The sequence below is a fragment of the Haloglomus salinum genome (assembly GCF_024298825.1).
Classification (GTDB): Archaea; Halobacteriota; Halobacteria; order Halobacteriales; family Haloarculaceae; genus Haloglomus; species Haloglomus salinum.
The window spans coordinates 847,611-866,721 of the sequence record NZ_CP101153.1; the positions used below are offsets into that span (position 1 = coordinate 847,611).

Here is a 19,111-nt window from a genome sequence, read left to right on the forward strand (position 1 = left end):
GCCGCGTGACCCCCCGCCATGACCGACCTCCACTGCCCCGCGTGCGGGAACGAGTACGCCGACCGCTGGCGCTGCGAGTGTGGGGAACCGCTGGAGTACGAGCAGCCGCTGCCGGACGCCGACAGCCCGGCCGACGCCGACCTCGACCTCTCACGGGGGCTGTGGGCGTTCTCCGAGTTCCTGCCTGTCGAGCCCCACGTGACGCTAGGCGAGGGGCCGACGCCGCTGGTCGAGGCGCCGGCGTGGGACGCCGAGTTCAAACTCGACTGGACGTTCCCCTCTGGGTCGTTCAAGGACCGCGGGGCGACGGCGGTGCTGTCGCGAGCCGCGGAGCTGGGCGTCGAGCGGGTCGTAGAGGACTCCTCGGGGAACGCCGGGGCCGCTATCGCCACCTACGCCGCGCGGTCGGGTATCGACTGTGCGGTGTACGTCCCCGCAGACGTGAAGCCGGGGAAGGTCCGGGCCATCGAGCGGGCCGGCGCCGCGGTCGAGCGCGTGGAGGGGAGCCGCGAGGCCGTGACCGACGCCTGCGTCGCAGCCGTCGAAGGCGGGGAGGGCTGGTACGCGAGCCACGCGTGGAACCCCTACTTCTTCGCCGGGACCGCGACGATGGCGTACGAACTCGCGTGGCAGCGCGGCTGGTCGGTGCCGGACGCGGTGGTGCTGCCGCTGGGCCACGGGACGATGTTCCTCGGCGCGTACCGGGGCTTCCGGGCACTCCGGGACGCGGGGTGGACCGACTCGATGCCGCGGCTGCTGGGCGCACAGGCCGCCGGGTACGCGCCCGTGGTCGAGGAACTGCACGGCGAGGCGGCCGCCGCGGGCGACAACGACGCCGCCGACGGCATCCAGATACGGGAGCCGGTCCGGTTCGGCGAGATACTGGGCGCGGTGGAGGCGACCGACGGTGACGCCATCGCGCTCGGGAGCGAGGCCGTCGAGCGGGAACTCGACGCGCTCCACCGGGCGGGCTTCTACGTCGAGCCGACCTGTGCGGTCGCACCCGCGGCACTGCGCGCGTATCGCGAGCGCAGGGAGGTGGCCGCGGACGACGACGTGGTGGTCGGGCTGAGCGGGAGCGGGCTGAAAGGGTAGCCAGATAGCCAGTAATATAGCATTTTTCCGAATAGTTCCAAAATTGCAGACTTACTCGGCGAATCCGTCAGAAATGCCGTCAGTACGCGATTACCCTCGGAATCGTCTGTCGATCGAGGCTCGGCAGTTGGGACAGCGTAACCGTATCCCATCCATTCGCTCGACCCGTCGCCAGTCGCCGTCGATGGGAGCGTGGTGTGGACACTCGGGACAGAACAGCGTCAGTTTGGGGAACGTCGAGTTGGAGGCCATCGTACGCACTCGTACTATTCCAGCGCCCATAAGCCACTAGTACTAGGAATAATACTGGCCTATGCCGACTAGTCTGCCACTTCTAGTCTCCGATTCCGACCGAATAGTCGGTTGAACAGGCTGGCGGCTGCGAGTGGCCCGTTACGACGGGATGGGTCGGTTCCCGCGACCCGGTGCTCCGGGGGTGCTCAGGTCGCGGCCTCGATGGCCTGCCGGAGGTCGTCGATGATGCGGCCGGGGTCCTCGATGCCGACCGAGAGGCGAACGAGGTCGTCCGTGACACCGGAGGACTCCTTCTCCTCGTCGGTCAGTTGCTGGTGGGTCGTGGAGGCGGGGTGGATGATGAGCGTCTTCGCGTCGCCGACGTTCGCGAGGAGGCTGGCGAGTTCGGTCGACTCGACAGTCCCGCGGGCGGCCTCGTAGCCGCCCGCCAGCCCGAAGGTTATCATCCCGCCGTAGCCCCCATCGAGGTACTCGCTGGCGGTGTCGTGGGTCGGGTGCGATTCGAGGCCAGGGTAGTTGACCCACGCCACGTCCTCGTGCTGGTCGAGGAACTCGGCGACGGCCATCGCGTTCTCGCAGTGGCGCTCCATCCGCAGGGGGAGCGTCTCGATGCCCTGGATGGTCTGCCAGGCGTCGAACGGTGACTGCTGGTTGCCGAGGTCACGCAGCCCGCGGGCGATGGCAGCGTAGGTGAACGCCTGCTCGCCGAACGTCTCGGCGAAGTTGACGCCGTGGTACGCGGGGTTGTCCTTCGCGATCTCGGGGTAGTCGTCGGCGTACTCCGCCCAGGGGAACGAGCCGCCGTCGACGACGACCCCCCCGATAGTCGTCCCGGAGCCGTGGAGCCACTTCGTCGTGGAGTTCCAGACGAGGTCGGCGCCGTGCTCCAGGGGCCGGCAGAGCGCGGGCGTCGCGAACGTGTTGTCCACGAACAGCGGCGTCCCGTGCTCGTGGGCGATGTCCGCCACGCGCTGGATGTCCGGCGTGTCCAGCGCGGGGTTGCCGATGGTCTCGAGGTGGACGTACGCGGTGTCCTCGTCGATGGCCTCCGCGTAGGCGTCGTAGTCGAGCGTGTCGACGAAGCGTGTCGTGATGCCCCGCCGCTCGACGGTGTGGGTGAGGTAGGTGTAGGTGCCACCGTACAGCGAGGACGCGGAGACGATGTTGTCGCCGGCCTCGGCGAGCAGGAACGTCGTCAGGTCGAACGCGGCCATCCCGGAGGAGGTGACCGCGGCGCCGACGCCGCCCTCCAGCGCGGCGAGGCGCTCCTGGAGCGTCTCCAGCGTCGGGTTCATCAGCCGGGAGTAGATGTAGCCCGGCTTCGAGAGTTCGAACTGCGCGGCGGCGTCCTCGGCGTCCTCGAACACGTAGGAGGTGGTCTGGTACAGCGGCGGCGCGCGGGCACCCGTCGCGGAGTCGGGCTCCTGGCCGGCGTGGAGCGAGTCTGTCGCGAGCTGTCGGTCGTCTTGGTCGTCCATGTTCTGGCCATCCACCCCCCAGGTTATGAGGGCGCGGCTCGCGCCCAGCCTTGCCGACAGCCGTGACAGGTGCCGCTCGGCTCGATACCACCCGTCATGGGCCGTACTGTCCGTCTCGCGTCGATTCGGGTGCCGGATACGCGTCGCAGGGCGGGACGCCGGCGGAGAGGGAAGCGGTGGGCGGGCGCTACGCGGCCTTCGAGTCCGGCCGCCGGGGGGCGCGCTGCTCCGCGATGGCGAACGCGAGCGTGCTGAACAGCCCCAGCAACGTTCCGCCCGCCAGCGCGGCCGCGAGGTAGGTGAGGTCGGCGTACGGCAGCGCGAGGAAGAACGCGCTCACGCCGTGGAGGACGACCGCGATCGCGATGACGTAGAACGGTGCGTTGAGGTAGCGCCAGCGGAAGCCACCGGCGATGTACTCGTCGGTGACGCGACCGAACGAGGCGATGACGCCGGCGGCGGCGAACCACTCGACGGCCCCGTTGACGAGCGCCGCGACCGTCCGCCCGGGGCCGAGCGTCCCGCCCGATGTCGCACGGAGCGTCTCGACCACCTCGACGCCCGTCACTCCCCCCACGACCAGCAGCGCGGCAGCGACGACGTACGTGACGAGCGTCACACGGCCGGTGAACAGGCTCGTCCGGGCGCGCTCGACCGCGCGGTCGATGGTGCGCTCGACCGCGAGCCCGCGTGCGAGGATGTACAGCCCCAGCAACGCCGAGACCACCCCCAGCGTCGACCCCGGTAACCCGAGCAGGTCCGCGAGGATGGCGACCGGGTAGATGAGCAGCAGGATGCCCATCGGAACGAGGATGGTCCCGCGGGTCTCTGGGTCCGAGAGGACCTGCTTGAACGTGTAGTACATCGATTCGAGGTCCTGGGCCTGTCTGACGACGACGCGGCGAACGCCATCGATGGGAACCCGCGAGCGGATGACGGGAATGACGGACTCGTCCTGGGCGCCGTCGGTGACCACGAGCGCCCGGACGTCCTCGCCCGTCGCGAGGGAGGCGAGCACCGTGTCGACCTCGTCGCCGACCTCGCGGTTGGCGGCCACGTCGCCGCGCTCGTTGCCGGTGACGACGGCCACCTCGACGGTCTCGTCGGTGATGCGGTCGTAGAGGTGACAGCCCTCGAAGCAGACGTTCACGTCCGAGTCCTCGGGGTCCGCCGTTGCGAGGTCCACCGCTGCGCGCTCGACATGCTCGCGGCCGATGACGGGTGTATCGTGGTCCGTCTTCCGGCCGAGGTCGTCGTCGAGGTCGACACACAGCACGAGCAGCACGGTCGCGGCTGCCTACGACGGGCCGGGTTAACTCGCTTGTGGGTGGCTGGCAGGTCAGGCCGACCCCGCCGCGTGCTCGACGCCCTCGAGTAACGTCCGCATGGTCCCCTCGCGGGGGCCGGCGGCCCGCGGGTGGGCCGCGACGGTGAGCACGAAGTCCTCGCCGGCTCGGACGGGCGCGCCGACGTAGAGGTAGATGGGGATGTCCGTCGAGACGACGGCGGTCGTCAGCAGGTCCGCCTCGGCGGTGTACCGGGTTATCCCCGTGGACTGCCCGAGGAGCGTCCCCGAGAGTTCGGCGTCCGTCGCGAGGTTGCGGAAGCCGCCGTAGTGTTGCTGGATGAGGTTCGCCAGCTCGTCGGTCGAGAGGTTGGCGACCGGGTTGAGCGTCCGGCCGAAGACGTCGACCGCCGGCGTCGTGAACGCGGCGAACACCGCGGCACGCGCATCGGTGGGGATGCCGAGCCCGTCGGTCAGGCCACCGCTGTCGAGGCCGACGCTGCGGTCGTACTCGGCCAGCAGATTCGTCACCTCCACCGTCCGTCGGATCGGCCCCAGCGAGACCTGACGGCTGAACGGAATCGCGGTCACACCGGCCTCCCGGTAGCCCGCCTCGGACCGTGCCTGTGCCGTGACGGTAGCGCTGCCGGACTCGAACGACAGGTCGCCCGCCAGGCCCGCACAGCCAGCGAGCCCGACGGTGGCGGCGGTCGCGCCGGCCGCGAGAACCGAACGACGGCTCCTCCCCGGCGACTCCTCGGTCATATCCGACGCCACGCCGTCGGCGGATATGGGCCTGTCGGCCGTATCCGTGACTCGGCAACACACGTCAGAGAGACAGGGAGAAGGGACATCGAGCCGCAGTGCCGGGCGCCGGGATGGGTCAGGCGGCGTCCATCCAGCCGCACTCGCCACACGTCGCCAGGTCGCTGACGATGCCCGTCGCCCCACCGCAGAAGGGGCAGGTGGCCGCCGGGATGCCGGCGAGTGGGTCGCCGTCGCCGGAGGGTTCGGTGGCGGCCATCAGAGGCGGAACACCGGGTGGTCGAACGTGCTCTCCTCCGTGAACGCCGCGGAGGTCAGCGAGAACTCGCACTCGAAGCAGGTGTAGAGGCCCTGCCCGTTGAGCACCGCTGCGCCACAGTCCGGGCAGGTGTGCCCGGACGGGAAGTCGGTCGTCGTCGTTTCGAGGTCGGAACCGTCGTCGGAGGTCTCGCGTACTGCCATCACCAGTGTCCATGCCAGCGACCCACTAAAGCGTTTCGTGAATGTCAACTAGAAGCGCCTTTGCCACTACAAACACATTATATACTTCGCATCTATTTCGTTATCGTGTCCTAAATTGGACTCAATAGTTGATATTCGGATATAGCCATCCCGCATCTCCACAGGTGTGTAGTCCCCGTGTAGCTCACCACGGCTCGTGGCGGCATGCGGGCGCCACGCACGCCGGTGGACGAGACGCACGACTTTTCACGTCGCTCCGACAACAGTGGGCAGACACACATGATATCCGAGGGGTGCGAACAGTGCGCGGACGGCGGGAAGATGGTGCTGTTCGTCTACGGCTACTGTGACCAGCGCGACTGCTTCTACTGCCCCCTCGGCGAGAACCGCAAGAACGTCAATCAGGTGTACGCCAACGAGCGTCCCGTCGAGTCCGACGAGGACGTGCTGGAGGAGGCCCACCGGATGGACGCGCTCGGCACCTCCATCACGGGCGGCGAGCCCCAGGAGGCGATGGCACGCACGACGCGGTACCTCTCGCTCCTCAAGGACGAGTTCGGCGAGGACCACCACACGCACCTGTACACGGGCATCACGGGCGGGCGCGAGAACATGCGCCGCCTGAGCGAGGCAGGTCTCGACGAGATACGGTTCCACCCGCCGTTCGAGCTGTGGGGCGACCTCCACGGGACCGAGTGGGAGGAGATCCTCTACATCGCCCGCGAGGAGGGGCTCACCCCCTCCTTCGAGATTCCCGGTATCCGCGCCGAGCCGGAGTTCCTCGAGTTCCTCGACGAGGGCGCCGCCGAGTTCTGCAACATCAACGAGTTCGAGATGTCCGACGGGAACTACCGCCGGATGCAGGAGGCGGGCTTCGAACTCAAGGACGGCCACATGAGCGCGGTCGAGGGGAGCCACGATATCCTCGAGGTGATGGGCGACCACGAGCGCGTCTACTTCTGCACGAGCGTCTTCAAGGACGCCGCCCAGCACCGCAACCGGCTCAAGCGGATGGCCCGGAACATCCGGCGCCCGTTCGACGAAATCACCGACGACGGCACGCTCGTCTACGGGAAGACGTGGCTCGACCCCGAGAAGCTGGAGGCGCTCGGGGTGCCCGACGAGTTCTACACCGTCAAATCCGACCACGTCGAGCTGGCGTGGTGGCTGCTGGAGGAGATGGTCGAGGAGGGTGATGTCTCCGAGGGGGAACTGGTCGAGCAGTACCCGACCTACGACGGGACCGTGGTGGAGCGCACGCCGCTGGCATAGGGCCGGAGCCGTTCCAACCGAAGCACGTCCCCACCAGAACAGCAAGTGGCGACGCTCGGTGCAACACGAAGTACGGGCGGGACTGAAAGGGGCCGGGCGCTGGGCGGTGCCCCGGCGATGCAAGCACTGCACCGAGCGACCGCAGGGAGCGAGGGAAGCGCGCAGCGAGCCGCGGCGCCCCCAGCGCCCGGGGGCTTTCTACAGGTACCTGTCCAACCCGAGACCACCGACAGACACCAGCCAAACACGCCCGGAGCGCGTCACTAATCAGCCAGAGGCACGAACACAGTCCCGATGCGGGAGTTCGAACGGAAACAGCTCCTCGAACGCGTCGAGCGCGAGGGGGCGACGCTCGGTGCCGACATCCCCGACGAGATCGAGGTGCAGGGCGAGACCGTCGAACTGCACCAGTTCGTCTTCGAGATCAAGCGCCGGGACACCGTCCCGCCGGGCGAGCGGGAGCGGGTCGAAGAGGCGAAGAAGAACCTCCGGCGCGAGCGACTCCAGCGCAAGCAGCGGCTGGAGGACGAGGCCGAGGCGGCCGACCTCTCGTTCGCCGAGGGCGAGGCGCTCGTCGAGTCCATCATCGGCATCGACCGGGCGCTCGAAGCGTTGCAGTCGCTCGGCCCGACCAGCATCGAGCAGGAGGCCAAAGCGCAGGAGGCCGCCGACAAGAAGCGGTGGATGAAGTTCCTGAAGCAGGCGCTCGGGCGCGAGGACGATACCGGGAAGCGCGGCGGGTACTGACCCACCGCGTCGCGGTGCCGGTCGGGCCGGTACCACCGAGAGTGCCCCACGATTGGGCGGCCGGCCGTGGCGAGGAGTGGTCAGACCTCGAACCGCTGGAAGCGGAGATAACCGAACGCCAGCGGGAGGACTATCCAGACCGCCAGGATGGGGAACCCGACCCAGCCCTGGGCGTAGGCGGCGCTCGCCTCCGGGTAGAAGGTGATCTCGCGGTACGCCGGGATGACGGTCCGGGCCGCGTGCATGAACGCGGTCGAGGGGTTCAACATCCCGATGAAGCTGAACCAGTCAGGCAGGCCGGCCTCTGGGATGTCCTGGCCGTAGATCGCCAGCTGGAGGAGCAACAGCCCGATATCCCAGCCGATGATGAACAGGAAGTAGAGGCCACCAGCGCCGACGAACGCGCCCAGCCGCGACCGCATCCCCGCAGAGAACCCCGTGGCGATGGCGACGTAGACGGCGCCGTAGACCAGGGTGAGGAGGGTAAAGAGGGTGAAGACGGCGGTGTCGAAGGAGTCGTAGGTGGCCAGGGCGATGGCGCCGGCGACGGCGTACCCGGCCAGCACCGCGGCCGCGACGACGCTCGTCCGGCCGAGGAACTTCCCGAGTACGGCCTCCAGCCGGGAGTTGGGGAGGCCGAGCAGGAGGCGGATACTCCCGCTCTCGCGCTCGCCCACGATGGTGTCGTAGGCGACCATGAGGCCGAACAGCGGGACGAAGAACACCGCCGGCTGTCGCATGCTGTTCAGGAGGGCTAGCGTGGTCGCCGGGGCGGTGCTGCCGTCGTCTATGTACAGGGTCGGGAAGAACTGGAGGGCCGCGAGCAGGGCCGCGAAGAGGCCGAACAGCAGGACCGACACCAGCAGCGAGTACGAGCGGACGGCGTCCTCGAAATCCTTCCGGAAGACGGCAGCGAGGCTCATATCCGCGGTTCGGTGACCTGCCCGTTCAATCTTTCCCGGGCGGCGGCTACCCGCCCGAACTATCACGCAGGCCCCACTCCACACGAGCAATGACCCAGAACGCCGTCGTCGCGGACCTGCTGGAGGAGATGGCCGACCGGCTGGAGGCGATGGACGTGGAGTACAAGCCACGGGCCTACCGCCGCGCCGCGGAGAACATCAGGGGCCACCCAGCCGACATCGCGGGGCTCGCGAGAGAGGGCGAGGCCGCCGTCCAGGAGATCGAGGGCGTGGGCGATGCCATCGCGGAGAAGGTCGTGGAGTACGTCGAGACCGGCGAAATCGAGGAACTGGCGGACCTCCGGGAGGAGCTCCCGGCAGATATCGAGGTGCTCACCCGGGTCGAGGGGGTCGGCCCGAAGACCGTCGGCGACCTGTATCGCGAACTCGGGGTCGAGACACTGGACGACCTCGAAACGGCCGCGGAGGCCGGCGAGATACAGGCGGTGAAGGGGTTCGGCCCGAAGACCGAACAGAACATCCTGGAGGGAATCGACTTCGCCCGCGAGAGCCACGGGCGCGAGTTGCTGGGCGAGGGACGGCCGCTCGCCGACCGCGTCATCAACCACCTGGAAGCGGCGAGTAGCGTCGAGCGCGCGGAGGCCGCCGGCTCCCTGCGACGCTGGCGGCCGACTATCGGCGACGTGGACGTGCTGGTGTCCAGTGACGACTCCGAGACCGTGTTCGACGCGTTCACCTCCTGGGACGGCACCGACCGCGTCATCGAGGCCGGCGAGGCGAAGGCATCCGTCCGGGCCGAGGGGCTCCGCGTCGACCTCCGCGTGGTCGACCCCGACGAGTTCGGCGCGGCGCTGCAGTACTTCACGGGCAGCCGCGACCACAACGTCCGTCTGCGAAACCGGGCCATCGAGCGGGGACTGACGATGAACGAGTACGGCGTCTTCGACATCTCGGACCTGAGCGACGAGGAACAGGACGAGGCCGGACCCCGGGCGGGCGAGCGCGTCGCGGGCGAGGCAGAGCGCGGGATGTACGCGGCCGTCGACCTGCCGTGGATGCCCCCCGAACTCCGCGAGGACCGCGGCGAGGTCGCCGCCGCCGCAGCCGGCGAGTTGCCCGACCTCGTCGAGCAGCCCGACGTGCGCGGCGACCTCCACCTCCACAGCGACTGGTCCGACGGGAACAACACCATCGCGGAGATGGCCGAGGGCGCGGCCGCGTTCGGCCACGAGTACATCGCCATCACCGACCACGCCACCGGGCCGGGGATGGTCGGCGGCGTCGGCCTCGACGACGAGGAGCTTCGCGAGCAGATAGCCGAGGTCCGCGAGGTCGCGGGCGACGCCGACGTGGACGTGTTCACGGGTGTCGAGGCGAACATCGACGCCGAGGGTGGCCTGAGTGTCGGCGACGACGTGCTGGACGAACTCGACTGCGTGGTCGCCTCCCCACACGCCGCGCTCGATGGGGACGGCACCGACCGCGTGGTCGCGGCCATCGAGCACCCCGCGACGGACATCGTCGGCCACCCGACGGGCCGCCAGCTCAACCAGCGCTCCGGGCTTGACCTGGACTTCGAGACGGTCGGCACGGCCGCCGCCGAGCACGACGTGGCGCTCGAGATCAACGCCAACCCCCACCGGCTCGACCTGCGTGGCGCCGCGGTCAAGCAGGTGGTCGAGCAGGGCGCGACCATCGCCATCGACACCGACGCCCACCGCCCCGAGAGCTACGCTTACATCCGCTACGGCGTCCACACCGCCCGCAGGGGGTGGGCGGAGCCGGGCGATGTACTGAACACCCAGCCCGCCAGCGGTATCCGGCAGTTCCTCGGGCTGTAGGCGAACCGACGCGAAGGGCGTGTCGGAGTCGGCTCGACTCGGCTCAGGCCGTCCAGACCTCGCCGAACGCGTCGAAGAAGTCCGCGTCGGACTCGACCAGCCGGTGCCGCACCCGGAGGGTCCGGGCCCGCTCGGCCACGTCGTCGACGTGGCCGGTCAGCCGGGACCGGTACCGCTCGCGCCGGCGGCTCCCGACGTGGGTCCGTAGGGACCGCGTCGACTCGGGGTCTTCGGCGACGACATCACCACTCACGGGGAGGTCGCGCTCGACCGGGTCCAGCACCCGCGCCAGTATCACCTCGTTCCGGGCCAGCGCCTCCAGTCCTCGCTCGACCTCGTCGGCGGGCGCCAGGCAGTCGCTGCAGACAAGCACCAGCGACCGCGACCCGATCTGGTCGGCGTACGCCTCTAGTGCCCCGCCGAAGTCACCCTCGCCGGCGGGTGTGACCTGTTCCACCTCGTCGACCAGCGACAGGACCTCCCCCCGGTTCGACCGCCCGCGGTCGATGCGGCGCGGACGCTCGTCGAACAGGGAGAACCGGAACTCGTCGTGCTCGCGGGCGACCAGGTACGCGAACCCCAGCCCGAGTTTCGCGGCGAACTCGAACTTGGTCGGCGTCCCCTCGTCCCCGGCGAACCCCATCGACCCGCTGGTGTCGAGCAGGACGTGGAGCGTGCGGTTGCGCTCGGCCTCGTACTCGGTCACGTAGAACTCGTCCGTCCGGGCGAACAGCTTCCAGTCGATGCGACGCGTGTCGTCGCCGGGCGAGTACCGCCGGTAGTCGGCGAACGTGAGCCCCTCGCCGCGCTCCTTCGTCCGCTGCTCGCCCCTGAACCGGGAGGAGACGTCCCGCTCGCGCGAGCGAGCGTACCGCTCCAGTTCGTCCAGGAAGGACGGGTCGATGGTCATCGGCACCACCCGACGGTCGGATGGCCCGTCATAGCAGCTCGTCGACGGCGTCGTCGGGTGTCATCCCGTCGCGCTCGGCCCGGAAGTCGACGACGACCCGGTGCCGGAGCACCGGCTTGGCCATCCGCTCGATGTCGTCCTCGCTGACGTACGCTCGCCCCTCGATGAGCGCGCGGGCCTTGGCGGTCACCACCAGCGCCATGCTGGCGCGCGGCGAGGCCCCGTACTCGATGTGGTCGGCCTCGCGGGTCTCTCGGACGAGTTCGACCGCCCGCTCGCGGATGTCGTCCGCGATTGGGACCTCCCGGGTGAGGGTCTGTGCGTCCAGCAGTTCCTCGCGGCTGAGCACCTGCTCGACGGGAATCGCCTCGTCGACACGACCCGTGTACCGGTCCACGACCGCCAGCTCCTCGTCCAGAGACGGGTAGTCGACGAGGATCTTCAGCAGGAAACGGTCCATCTGTGCCTCCGGCAACCGGTAGGTCCCCTCCTGCTCGATGGGGTTCTGTGTCGCCATCACGAAGAACGGGTCCGGCAGCGCGTGGGTCTCGCCCGCGGCAGTCACCTGTCCCTCCTCCATCGCTTCGAGCAGCGCGGCCTGCGTCTTCGGCGTCGCCCGGTTTATCTCGTCCGCGAGGACGACGTTGGCGAAGATGGGGCCCTGCTCGAAGACGAAGTCCCGGCTGCCGCCCTCGCCCTCGCGGATGATCTCGGTGCCGGTGATGTCCGACGGCATCAGGTCCGGCGTGTTCTGGACCCGCGAGAAGTCGAGGTCGGTGACATTCGCGAGCGTCCGGACCGTGAGCGTCTTGGCGAGCCCCGGGTTCGACTCCAGGAGGGCGTTCCCGTCCGCGAGGACGCAGGCGAGGAGGTCATCGAGGACACGCTGCTGGCCGACCAGTCGCCGGCCGACCTCCTCGCGGACGCGTGCCAGTTTCGTCTGCAGTTCGTCGATATCCAGTTCGAGGTCGTCGGTCGTGGGGTCCTGACTCATGTGTGGGGGGTCGATGTGGGGTCGTTCGGGGACCGCGGTCGGTCGCGGGATTGGTTCCGGGAGCTGCCGGTCGGCGCGGGGGGCACGCCAGTCGGCGCGGGGGCCACGGTAATCACGTCTCGTCGTCGGAACGGATGCGGAGGTTGTACTCCCGGATGATGTCGGCGTTCTCCACGTCGTCCGGGGAGTCGAAGCCGGCCTGCTGGGCATCGTACGAGCCCTCGGAGGCGAACCCGCCGGTGTCGAAGCCACCGTCGCCGGCGGGGGCGTCGCCCGCCTCGCCGGTGCTGCCACCGATGACGACGTCCTCGGACTCGTCACCCTCGCTCACGTTCGTCTCCTCGCCCAGCACCGCGTCGCCGTCCTGCAGGCCGTCGTAGTCGCCGGACCCGCCCGTCGGGACATCGCCGTCGGTCGGGCCGCCCGCATCGGCACCGGGGCCCAGTCCCAGGCCGAGCCCGGCGGCGCTGACGCCGACCGTCGAGACGGCCAGTACCACGACGAGGCCGGCGCCGGCGGAGACGTGCCGGGTCGATATCAGGTCGCCGCTGGAGGCCGACCGGAGCCCGTCGAGCACGTCGGCGTACAGGCGGCATGCGACCCGCGTCTCCGCGCCGTCCGCGGCGGCGTCGCGGGCCGTCCGGAGCGCCTCCCGGACCTGCGGGTTCACGGCCTCGAACTGCTGGACCAGTGGCTGCCGGGTGCGGGCGAGGAACTCGGTGATGGCGGCCACGACACCCAGGCCGACCACGATGGCAGACTCCAGCCACGCCGGGCCCGGAAGCACGACCCCGACGAGGGTCAGCACGAGGTTCGCTGCCAGGAGGACGACCACGCCGTCGACGACGGCGTGGACCGCCGCGGCCTTGCGAGCCTCGCGCCGGACCTGCCGGACGGCCCGCTCGACGCGTTCCCTGAGCTCGTCCGGGGGCGCCGGGGCGCTGTCGTCGTCACCGTTCCGGGCGGTGTCGGCATCACCGCTGGATGCGTCGTCGGTCACGAGTTCGACCCGCTACTGCTGTCGTTGTTGTTCCGGCACTCCTCCAGCTCGCGTTCGAGCCGGGCCTTGTCCGCCTGCAACTGCTCTTTGTCCTCCTGCAACTGCTCTTTGTCCTCCTGTAGCTGGTTCTTGTCCTCCTGTAGCTGGTCCCGTTCCGTCCGTAGCTCCTGGTTCGTCGTCTCCAGGTCTTCGACCTGTCCCTCCAGGTCCTCGACCTGGCTCTCCAGCGCGCGCTCACGGTTCTGGAGGCTGTCGACGCGGTCCTGCAGGTTCTCGTTTGTCGATTCGAGCCGGTCCCGGCGGTCCTCCAGGTTGGCGACGCGGTCCTCGAGGTCCTGTTTCTCCGACCGCAGCTGGACGAGCTGCGAACGGGCGGTCTGCAACGACTCGCGGGTCTGCAGGAGCTCGTTCTCGGCCTCCCGGAGCTCCTGTTCGGTCTTCCGGAGGTCCTCGGTCACCTGCTGCAGGTCGGACTGGCGAGTGTCGATGCTCCGGTTCAGGCTCCGGAGTCGTTGCTCGGCAGTGGCCAGTTGCTCCTGCTTCTCGTCGACCTCCGCCGCCAGCTCGGTGTTCTGCTGGCGGAGCTGTTCGTTCCGGTCCCGGAGGTCCTCGACGGACTCCTGATAGTAGAGGGTCGCCCCGGCAGTACCGGCCATGGTGGCGCCGACGAGGAGGACGAGGACCACGTTGATGCTGCCACCGAGGAGCTTCATACCGGACCCAGCCCCGCGGTTCACAAATCTCTTCGGTGCGCTCGGCTCGCACCGTCCCCGTCGCTCCGGGTGTGACGGCCCGGGCCCACGGGGAGGGGTCACCGGGGCCGAGGGGTGGTCAGTCGTCGGCGGCAGTCGCGGTCGTGGTGGTGCGCCGGCGGTACCGCGAGATTCGCCGGGCTGCGACCTCGAGCAGGAACAGCAGGAGGGCGCCGGCGAGCGCCAGCCACCCCCACTCCCGGCGGACCTCACGGGTCCGGCTGGCCGACTGCGTGACCGTCTCGGCGATGGCGGCTGCCTCGCTCGAGCGGAACTGCTGTCCACCGGTCGTCCGGACGAGCCCGGCCAGCGCGTCGGACTGGCCGTACCCCTCGTACTCGCGGGGGGAGTTGACCGCGACGGTGGCCCCCAGCACCTCGCGGAAGCCCTGCTCGTCGGGGACCAGCGTCGCCTCGTACGTCTCGGGCGCGACCTGGCGGAACCGTGGCGGGCCCTCGGGGCGCTCACTGCCCACGTACCGCACGGTCACCTGCTCGCCGACACGCCCGTCGGGGGCGGACACGACACCGCGAGCGTTGCGCTCCGGGTCGCCGACCGCCCAGTTGACCGACTTCGACAGCAGGAGGGAGTCCGGCCGCTCCAGCAGCCCGTCCAGCGAGCCGTCGACCCCGTAGGCCGTGACGGAGACGACCCGGCCGAGGCCGTAGCGCCACTGGGCCAGTGCGGGTTCGCCGTCACCGGTGGCGACGAGGAACTCCGCGCCGGCCTTGACCGACACCTCGTTGGCAAGCCCGGGGTCCGACTCGGGCTCGACCCCAGCCGTGATGAACTGGTTCCGGTCGACCACGGTCAGCTTCCCGGCGGCGAAGGTCCGGGACTCGCCGCCGAACAGGAGCCGCAGCCGGTCGGTCTCGTCGGCCCGGAGATACTGCCCACCGGTGGCCGACGCCACGTCCGACAGCAGGTCCTCGTTCACCCGCCGCCCGACGCCGACGGTCACGACCTGGACGCCCTGCTCGTTCAGCCGCCGCGCGACCGCCCGGGACGTGACGTCCTGGGCCTGGCCGTCCGAGACGACGATGACGGTTCCAGGGCCGTCGAGCAGGTCGGCGGCGCCCTGCAGCCCGACCCCGAGGTCGGTCCCGCCGCCGCTCTGCAGCCGCCGGACCTTCGAGCGGAGCTGCTCCCGGTTCGACCCCAGCGGGACGATGTCGTTGACCAGATGGGCCTGCCAGTTGAAGCCGACCACCCCGACCTCGTTGCCGTCGCCGAGCTGCTCCAGCACGTCGAGCGCGACGCGTTTCTGCGTCTCCATGCCCGCCTCGGAGCTGCCGGAGACGTCGACCAGCAGGACCATCCGGGTCGTCCGGCCGCCGCCCTCGCCGACCCGGACGGGGAGCATCGACCCCAGCGAGGAGTTCGCGTAGCCGCCGTTGTCGTACGCGTTCCGGCCACCCACCGTGACCAGGCCCGTTCCGTCGATGACCGCCCGCTGGAGGGCGGTCACGTTACCCGCCTCGTCCGCGGGGAGGTCCTGTAGCACGACGGCCTGGTACGGTTCGAGGTCGTCCGGCACCGCCGGGCGGCTGGTCACGTTGTAGAGACGGTCGAGCAGCCCCTCCAGCGGGTACTCGCCGCGGGAGACGTACAGGACCCGCGGCTTCGGGACGACGCGGACGCTCCGCCGGACCACGTCGTTGTCGTCGTGGACGTCGTCGGCGTCGACCCTCGCGACCAGCTCGTGAGAGCCCACCTCGTCGAAGGTGTAGGTGAACTCGGCGGCGCCCGCGCCCGAGATCTCCTCGGTGAAGACGGGCGTCCCGTCGGCCGTGACCGTGACGGTGGCGCTGCTCGACCCCAGGTCCGCCCCGCCGACACGGACGAGGAAACTGTTGCCGACGCCGGCGCTGGTCTTGGCGGGGCCGGCGAGGGTGACGTACCGTTCGGTCCGGGTCGTCGAGAGCTGGACCGCGTGGACGGTGGCGTCGGCGCTGGTGGCGACCTCGGCGGCCTCGCCCAGCGACCGGCCGCCCGTCACCTGCCCGTCCGAGACCACCAGCAGCTCCGCGTCCCGCTCGGTGTTGGCGACGACGGCATCACCCAGCCGCGAGGTGGTGCCCGACCCGACGATCGACCGGCTGACCGGGACCCCCTCGGCCTCGATGGCGGCCGCGAGCGCGTCCACGTTCGCGTCGGTCACGGCCATCGAATCGGATTCGTCGGCCAGCAGGCGGACCCGCGGGTCACCGGGCGTCTCGCGGGCGGTGACCGTGTACGGGCCGGCAGCTGCGGCCACCAGAAGCGTCGCGAGGACCACCCGCGAGGCGAACAGTCCCAGCCGTCGGCGCCGGCTCCAGTCGCCGGCCGCCCCGCAGAGGTGGAACGTCAGCGCGACGAGTGCGACGAGGACGACCGGGAGCGCCAGCGCGACGAGCGGCAACTCGACGCCGACGGTCACGCCACGCACGGTGACCTCGGCCGCCTCGGTCCCGGGAATGCCGGCCTGGAGCCCGGGCACGGGCAGCCCGGCCTGGAGGAGCGACATCACAGGTCACCCCGGCGCCGGAGCAGCGCCACCTCCGTCAGCAACGCCCCGAGCGCGGCGAGCGCGACCGCCGGAGAGAGGTCCAGCGGCCGCTGGACGACCTCCTCCCGCGACCGCGCGACGCCGTCGGGACCGGTCCGGAGCGCCGGGGCCGAGACGTTCGACTCCCCCGTGTCGAGCAGCGCGGCCGCCACCCGCCGGTCGCCGAGGCGGTAGTGACCAGCGGCGTCCAGGGTGGCCGTGCCGCCGGCCACGGTCCGGCTCCCGTCCGGAGCCGTCACCGCCGTCCCGTTGGGGACCGAGAGGCGCGTGCCCGTCTCGTAGTTGGTCCGCGGGAGCGGCTCCCGCCCGGCCGCCTCGTAGACGAGCCGCTTCCACAGCACCGGGTACTGATAGTTGAACTGGAACTGGGTGGCGTCCGGGAGGTAACCGTAGTAGAGGGTCCGGCCGTTCCCGAGTCGCCCGCGGGCGATGAGCGGCGAGTCGCCCGCCCGGACCAGGCTCCGGGACCCGTTCCGCAACTCGGTGGTCAGGTACGACTTCGGTGGCGGGAAGCTGATACCCCTGACGAGCGGGTCGTCGCTCGCCCGGATCGAGGGGCCCGACGAACGGCCGGTCGGCTCGACCGGCAGGAGGCCGCCGTAGCCGACCTGTCGGAGGTCGTCCTGTGCGACGACGATGGTGCCGCCGCCCGCGCGGGTCACCGTCTCGGCGGCCTCGCGCGTGCTCTGTAGCAGCCGCTGCCGGTCGACCCCGGCGAAGACGACCACGTCGTACCCCCCGTCGACGGCCGTCGGCGGCTCGGCGACCGTCAGCGAGACCTCGTCGAGCACCTCCAGCGCCGTCACCAGATACCGGTCCGGGTCGTTGCTCACCAGCAGGACGCGAATCCTCGCCTCCTCGGGGCCGGAGACAGCGACCCGGTCGTCGAGCGTGAGCCCGTCGCCCGGCGAGAGGCGGGCGGTCGCGTCGCCGGTCGGGACCGGCAGCGTCGCGGTCCCCACGTCGCCGGGCTGGAGCCGGATGGTCTCGCGTGCCCCGCCCAGACCGACCGTCCGCTCGACGGGCTGGTCGGCGTAGCTCTTCACGGAGAGCGTGACGCTCGTCCGGCCGTACTCGGCGTCGACGAAGCCGACGTTGGGGGCCTCGCCCCCGACCGGCCGCAGGTCGACCGTGTAGCCCCGGCCACGGGCGGTCTCGACGGCGTCGCGCCACGCGTCGTCGCCGGCGAAGTCGCTGACGACGACGATGCGGGCATCCTCGTCGGCCACGGCGACCGCCTGCGAGACGGCCGCGGCGAGGTCGCCCGCAGCGTCCGTCCGCGAGAGGTCGTCGAGCACCTCGCGGGCGTCCGCCGCGCCACTGGCCTGGAGCCGGACCCGTGGCGTCGCGCCGGCGGTCACGACGGATGTGGTCTGCGAGACCGACTCCCGGGCGATGGCCCGGGCCCGGTCGAACCGGCTCCCCCCGCTTGCGTCCTCGACGGCCATGCTCGCGGAGGTGTCCAGCACGACCACCGTCTCCGTGACCGTCGCGGTCCCGCTGGTCATGAGATACGGCGATGCCAGCGCGAGCGCCACCAGCACGACCACGAGCAGCTGGAGGAGCAACAGGAGGTTCCGGCGGAGCGTCTCGAGCGCGGCGCTGTCGGTGCCGCCCTCCTCTCCGGCCGCGAGGAACTCCAGCGTCGGCAGCTGTAGCCGACGGGGGTCCGGCCGGACCAGGTACAGCAGCAGGATGGGCACGACGGCGAGGAGGGCGAGCAGACCGAGCGGGGTCAGGAACACGTCGGCGAGGCCTGCCATTGGACGGAGGCTCGGCGGCGACTGCCAAACCCCTTGTGACGCGACGCGCCGGGTAGCGGTCGAACCGGCCGGCTCAGAGGTCGACCGTCTCGCCGTCGTCGGGCACGACGACCTGCTCCTCGACGCCCGCCTCGTCGAGCGTCGCCTGCAGGTCCTCGCGCGTCGCGAGACAGTGGTTGATGCTGTCCATGTGGTCCGCGACGATGGTCGCGTCCGTCCACTCGGTCAGTGTCACCACGTCCTCGGGCGTCATCGTGATGGGCCGACCCTCGGTGAACTGTGCCGCGCCGGCGTTGGCCACCACCACGTCCGGCTCGTGCTCGTCCAGCGTCTCCCTCACGGCCTCGTACGGCACGGTGTCGCCGGCGTGGTAGACGGTCGGCTCGTCGGGGGCCTCCAGCACGAACCCCGACACCGGGGCCATCTGCTCCGCGAGGTCGCCGTAGCCGTGGCGCGCCGGCGTCCGCGTCACGGTCAGGTCGCCCAGCGTCGCCGTGTCGTCGACCGGCTGGGAGTCAGCCCCCGTCGACGCCAAGAACTCGGCGTCGTTGGGCTGGCAGAGCGCCGTCGTCCCCTCGGCGAACCCATCGCGCGCCACCTGGTCGAAGTGGTCGCGGTGGCAGTGTGTCACCAGCAGCGCGTCGTGGTCGAGTGGCACGTCGGGCAGCGGCACCAGCGGGTTCCGGCGGTCGTTCGGTGAGTTCGGAATCGGCGGCATCTCGCCGGGCTCGGAGAGCATCGGGTCGACCAGCAGTGTCGTGTCACCGAGCGTCAGTCGGAGTGTCGCGTGGCGCAGGAGCTGGAGCGTGGCCATACGCCATGGTCGGGCGGGTCGAGGATAGCGGTTCCGCCGACGGCAGTCAGTTCGGTACGGCGGTACCTCCCGATACAGACAATAAATCCGAATATATCCGCATAAACATACATATAATTCATTTATTCGGAGTATTTGGCGTATGCTCGGTGTGGCTAGCAACAGGTCTCTGCATACCGCGCGAGCGTAGCGAGCGCGGTTTCTCCG

At 70.2% G+C, this 19,111-nt stretch carries 18 protein-coding genes; 4 read left to right on the forward strand and 14 right to left on the reverse strand.

What is annotated here, in order from left to right:
• Positions 1-18: 18 nt before the first annotated feature.
• Positions 19-1,095, forward strand: a complete 1,077-nt coding sequence (locus NL115_RS04190; RefSeq protein WP_254831952.1) for a pyridoxal-phosphate dependent enzyme — start codon at positions 19-21, stop codon at positions 1,093-1,095.
• A gap of 90 nt (positions 1,096-1,185) precedes the next feature.
• Here the strand turns inward: NL115_RS04190 and NL115_RS20820 are convergent, their stop codons facing one another.
• From NL115_RS20820 to NL115_RS04215, 6 genes are all read right to left on the reverse strand, one after another.
• A complete protein-coding gene (locus NL115_RS20820) occupies positions 1,186-1,377 on the reverse strand; it encodes a DUF8106 domain-containing protein (protein ID WP_491536940.1) in 192 nt (63 codons plus the stop codon).
• Between the two features lie 158 nt (positions 1,378-1,535).
• A complete protein-coding gene (locus NL115_RS04195) occupies positions 1,536-2,828 on the reverse strand; it encodes an O-acetylhomoserine aminocarboxypropyltransferase/cysteine synthase family protein (protein WP_254831953.1) in 1,293 nt (430 codons plus the stop codon).
• 187 nt (positions 2,829-3,015) lie between these two features.
• Complete coding sequence (locus NL115_RS04200) at positions 3,016-4,113, reverse strand: DUF373 family protein (protein ID WP_254831954.1); 1,098 nt, start codon at positions 4,111-4,113, stop codon at positions 3,016-3,018.
• Positions 4,114-4,167: 54 nt separating this feature from the next.
• Positions 4,168-4,878, reverse strand: a complete 711-nt coding sequence (locus tag NL115_RS04205) for a DUF6517 family protein (RefSeq protein ID WP_254831955.1) — start codon at positions 4,876-4,878, stop codon at positions 4,168-4,170.
• A 118-nt stretch (positions 4,879-4,996) separates the two neighbouring features.
• Complete coding sequence (locus tag NL115_RS04210; protein WP_254823513.1) at positions 4,997-5,137, reverse strand: hypothetical protein; 141 nt, start codon at positions 5,135-5,137, stop codon at positions 4,997-4,999.
• Positions 5,137-5,340 carry a hypothetical protein gene (locus NL115_RS04215; RefSeq protein WP_254831956.1) on the reverse strand — a complete coding sequence of 68 codons (204 nt, stop codon included), beginning with the start codon at positions 5,338-5,340 and terminating at the stop codon, positions 5,137-5,139. Before NL115_RS04215 ends, NL115_RS04210 begins: the two co-directional genes overlap by 1 nt.
• Before the next feature lie 279 nt (positions 5,341-5,619).
• Between NL115_RS04215 and NL115_RS04220 the strand changes: the two genes are divergently transcribed.
• Together NL115_RS04220 and NL115_RS04225 are read left to right on the forward strand one after the other, a co-directional pair.
• A complete protein-coding gene (locus NL115_RS04220; protein WP_254831957.1) occupies positions 5,620-6,612 on the forward strand; it encodes a radical SAM protein in 993 nt (330 codons plus the stop codon).
• A gap of 294 nt (positions 6,613-6,906) precedes the next feature.
• Positions 6,907-7,359 carry a DUF5788 family protein gene (locus tag NL115_RS04225; RefSeq protein ID WP_254831958.1) on the forward strand — a complete coding sequence of 151 codons (453 nt, stop codon included), beginning with the start codon at positions 6,907-6,909 and terminating at the stop codon, positions 7,357-7,359.
• A gap of 80 nt (positions 7,360-7,439) precedes the next feature.
• Here the strand turns inward: NL115_RS04225 and NL115_RS04230 are convergent, their stop codons facing one another.
• Entirely contained in the window at positions 7,440-8,282 is an 843-nt protein-coding gene (locus NL115_RS04230; protein ID WP_254831959.1) for an ABC transporter permease subunit, read from the reverse strand.
• Positions 8,283-8,371: 89 nt separating this feature from the next.
• Here NL115_RS04230 and polX point away from each other — a divergent pair, with 89 nt between their 5' ends.
• Positions 8,372-10,123 (forward strand): DNA polymerase/3'-5' exonuclease PolX, encoded by a 1,752-nt coding sequence (gene polX / locus NL115_RS04235; protein ID WP_254831960.1) that lies wholly within the window; start codon positions 8,372-8,374, stop codon positions 10,121-10,123.
• Between the two features lie 43 nt (positions 10,124-10,166).
• Here the strand turns inward: polX and NL115_RS04240 are convergent, their stop codons facing one another.
• From NL115_RS04240 to NL115_RS04270, 7 genes are all read right to left on the reverse strand, one after another.
• The gene (locus NL115_RS04240) at positions 10,167-11,033 is read right to left on the reverse strand and encodes a DUF58 domain-containing protein (protein ID WP_254831961.1); all 867 of its coding nucleotides are present in this window, start codon (positions 11,031-11,033) and stop codon (positions 10,167-10,169) included.
• A 28-nt stretch (positions 11,034-11,061) separates the two neighbouring features.
• Positions 11,062-12,027, reverse strand: a complete 966-nt coding sequence (locus NL115_RS04245) for an AAA family ATPase (RefSeq protein ID WP_254831962.1) — start codon at positions 12,025-12,027, stop codon at positions 11,062-11,064.
• Between the two features lie 112 nt (positions 12,028-12,139).
• A complete protein-coding gene (locus NL115_RS04250; RefSeq protein ID WP_254831963.1) occupies positions 12,140-13,027 on the reverse strand; it encodes a DUF7502 family protein in 888 nt (295 codons plus the stop codon).
• Positions 13,024-13,740, reverse strand: a complete 717-nt coding sequence (locus NL115_RS04255; RefSeq protein ID WP_254831964.1) for a hypothetical protein — start codon at positions 13,738-13,740, stop codon at positions 13,024-13,026. Before NL115_RS04255 ends, NL115_RS04250 begins: the two co-directional genes overlap by 4 nt.
• A 118-nt stretch (positions 13,741-13,858) precedes the next feature.
• Positions 13,859-16,285, reverse strand: a complete 2,427-nt coding sequence (locus tag NL115_RS04260; protein WP_254831965.1) for a VWA domain-containing protein — start codon at positions 16,283-16,285, stop codon at positions 13,859-13,861.
• Positions 16,285-18,090: a DUF7408 domain-containing protein gene (locus NL115_RS04265; RefSeq protein ID WP_254831966.1), complete on the reverse strand. Its 1,806-nt coding sequence runs from the start codon at positions 18,088-18,090 to the stop codon at positions 16,285-16,287. The genes NL115_RS04260 and NL115_RS04265 overlap by 1 nt, the downstream gene beginning before the upstream one ends.
• 73 nt (positions 18,091-18,163) lie before the next feature.
• Positions 18,164-18,904 (reverse strand): MBL fold metallo-hydrolase, encoded by a 741-nt coding sequence (locus NL115_RS04270; RefSeq protein ID WP_254831967.1) that lies wholly within the window; start codon positions 18,902-18,904, stop codon positions 18,164-18,166.
• Positions 18,905-19,111: the final 207 nt, after the last annotated feature.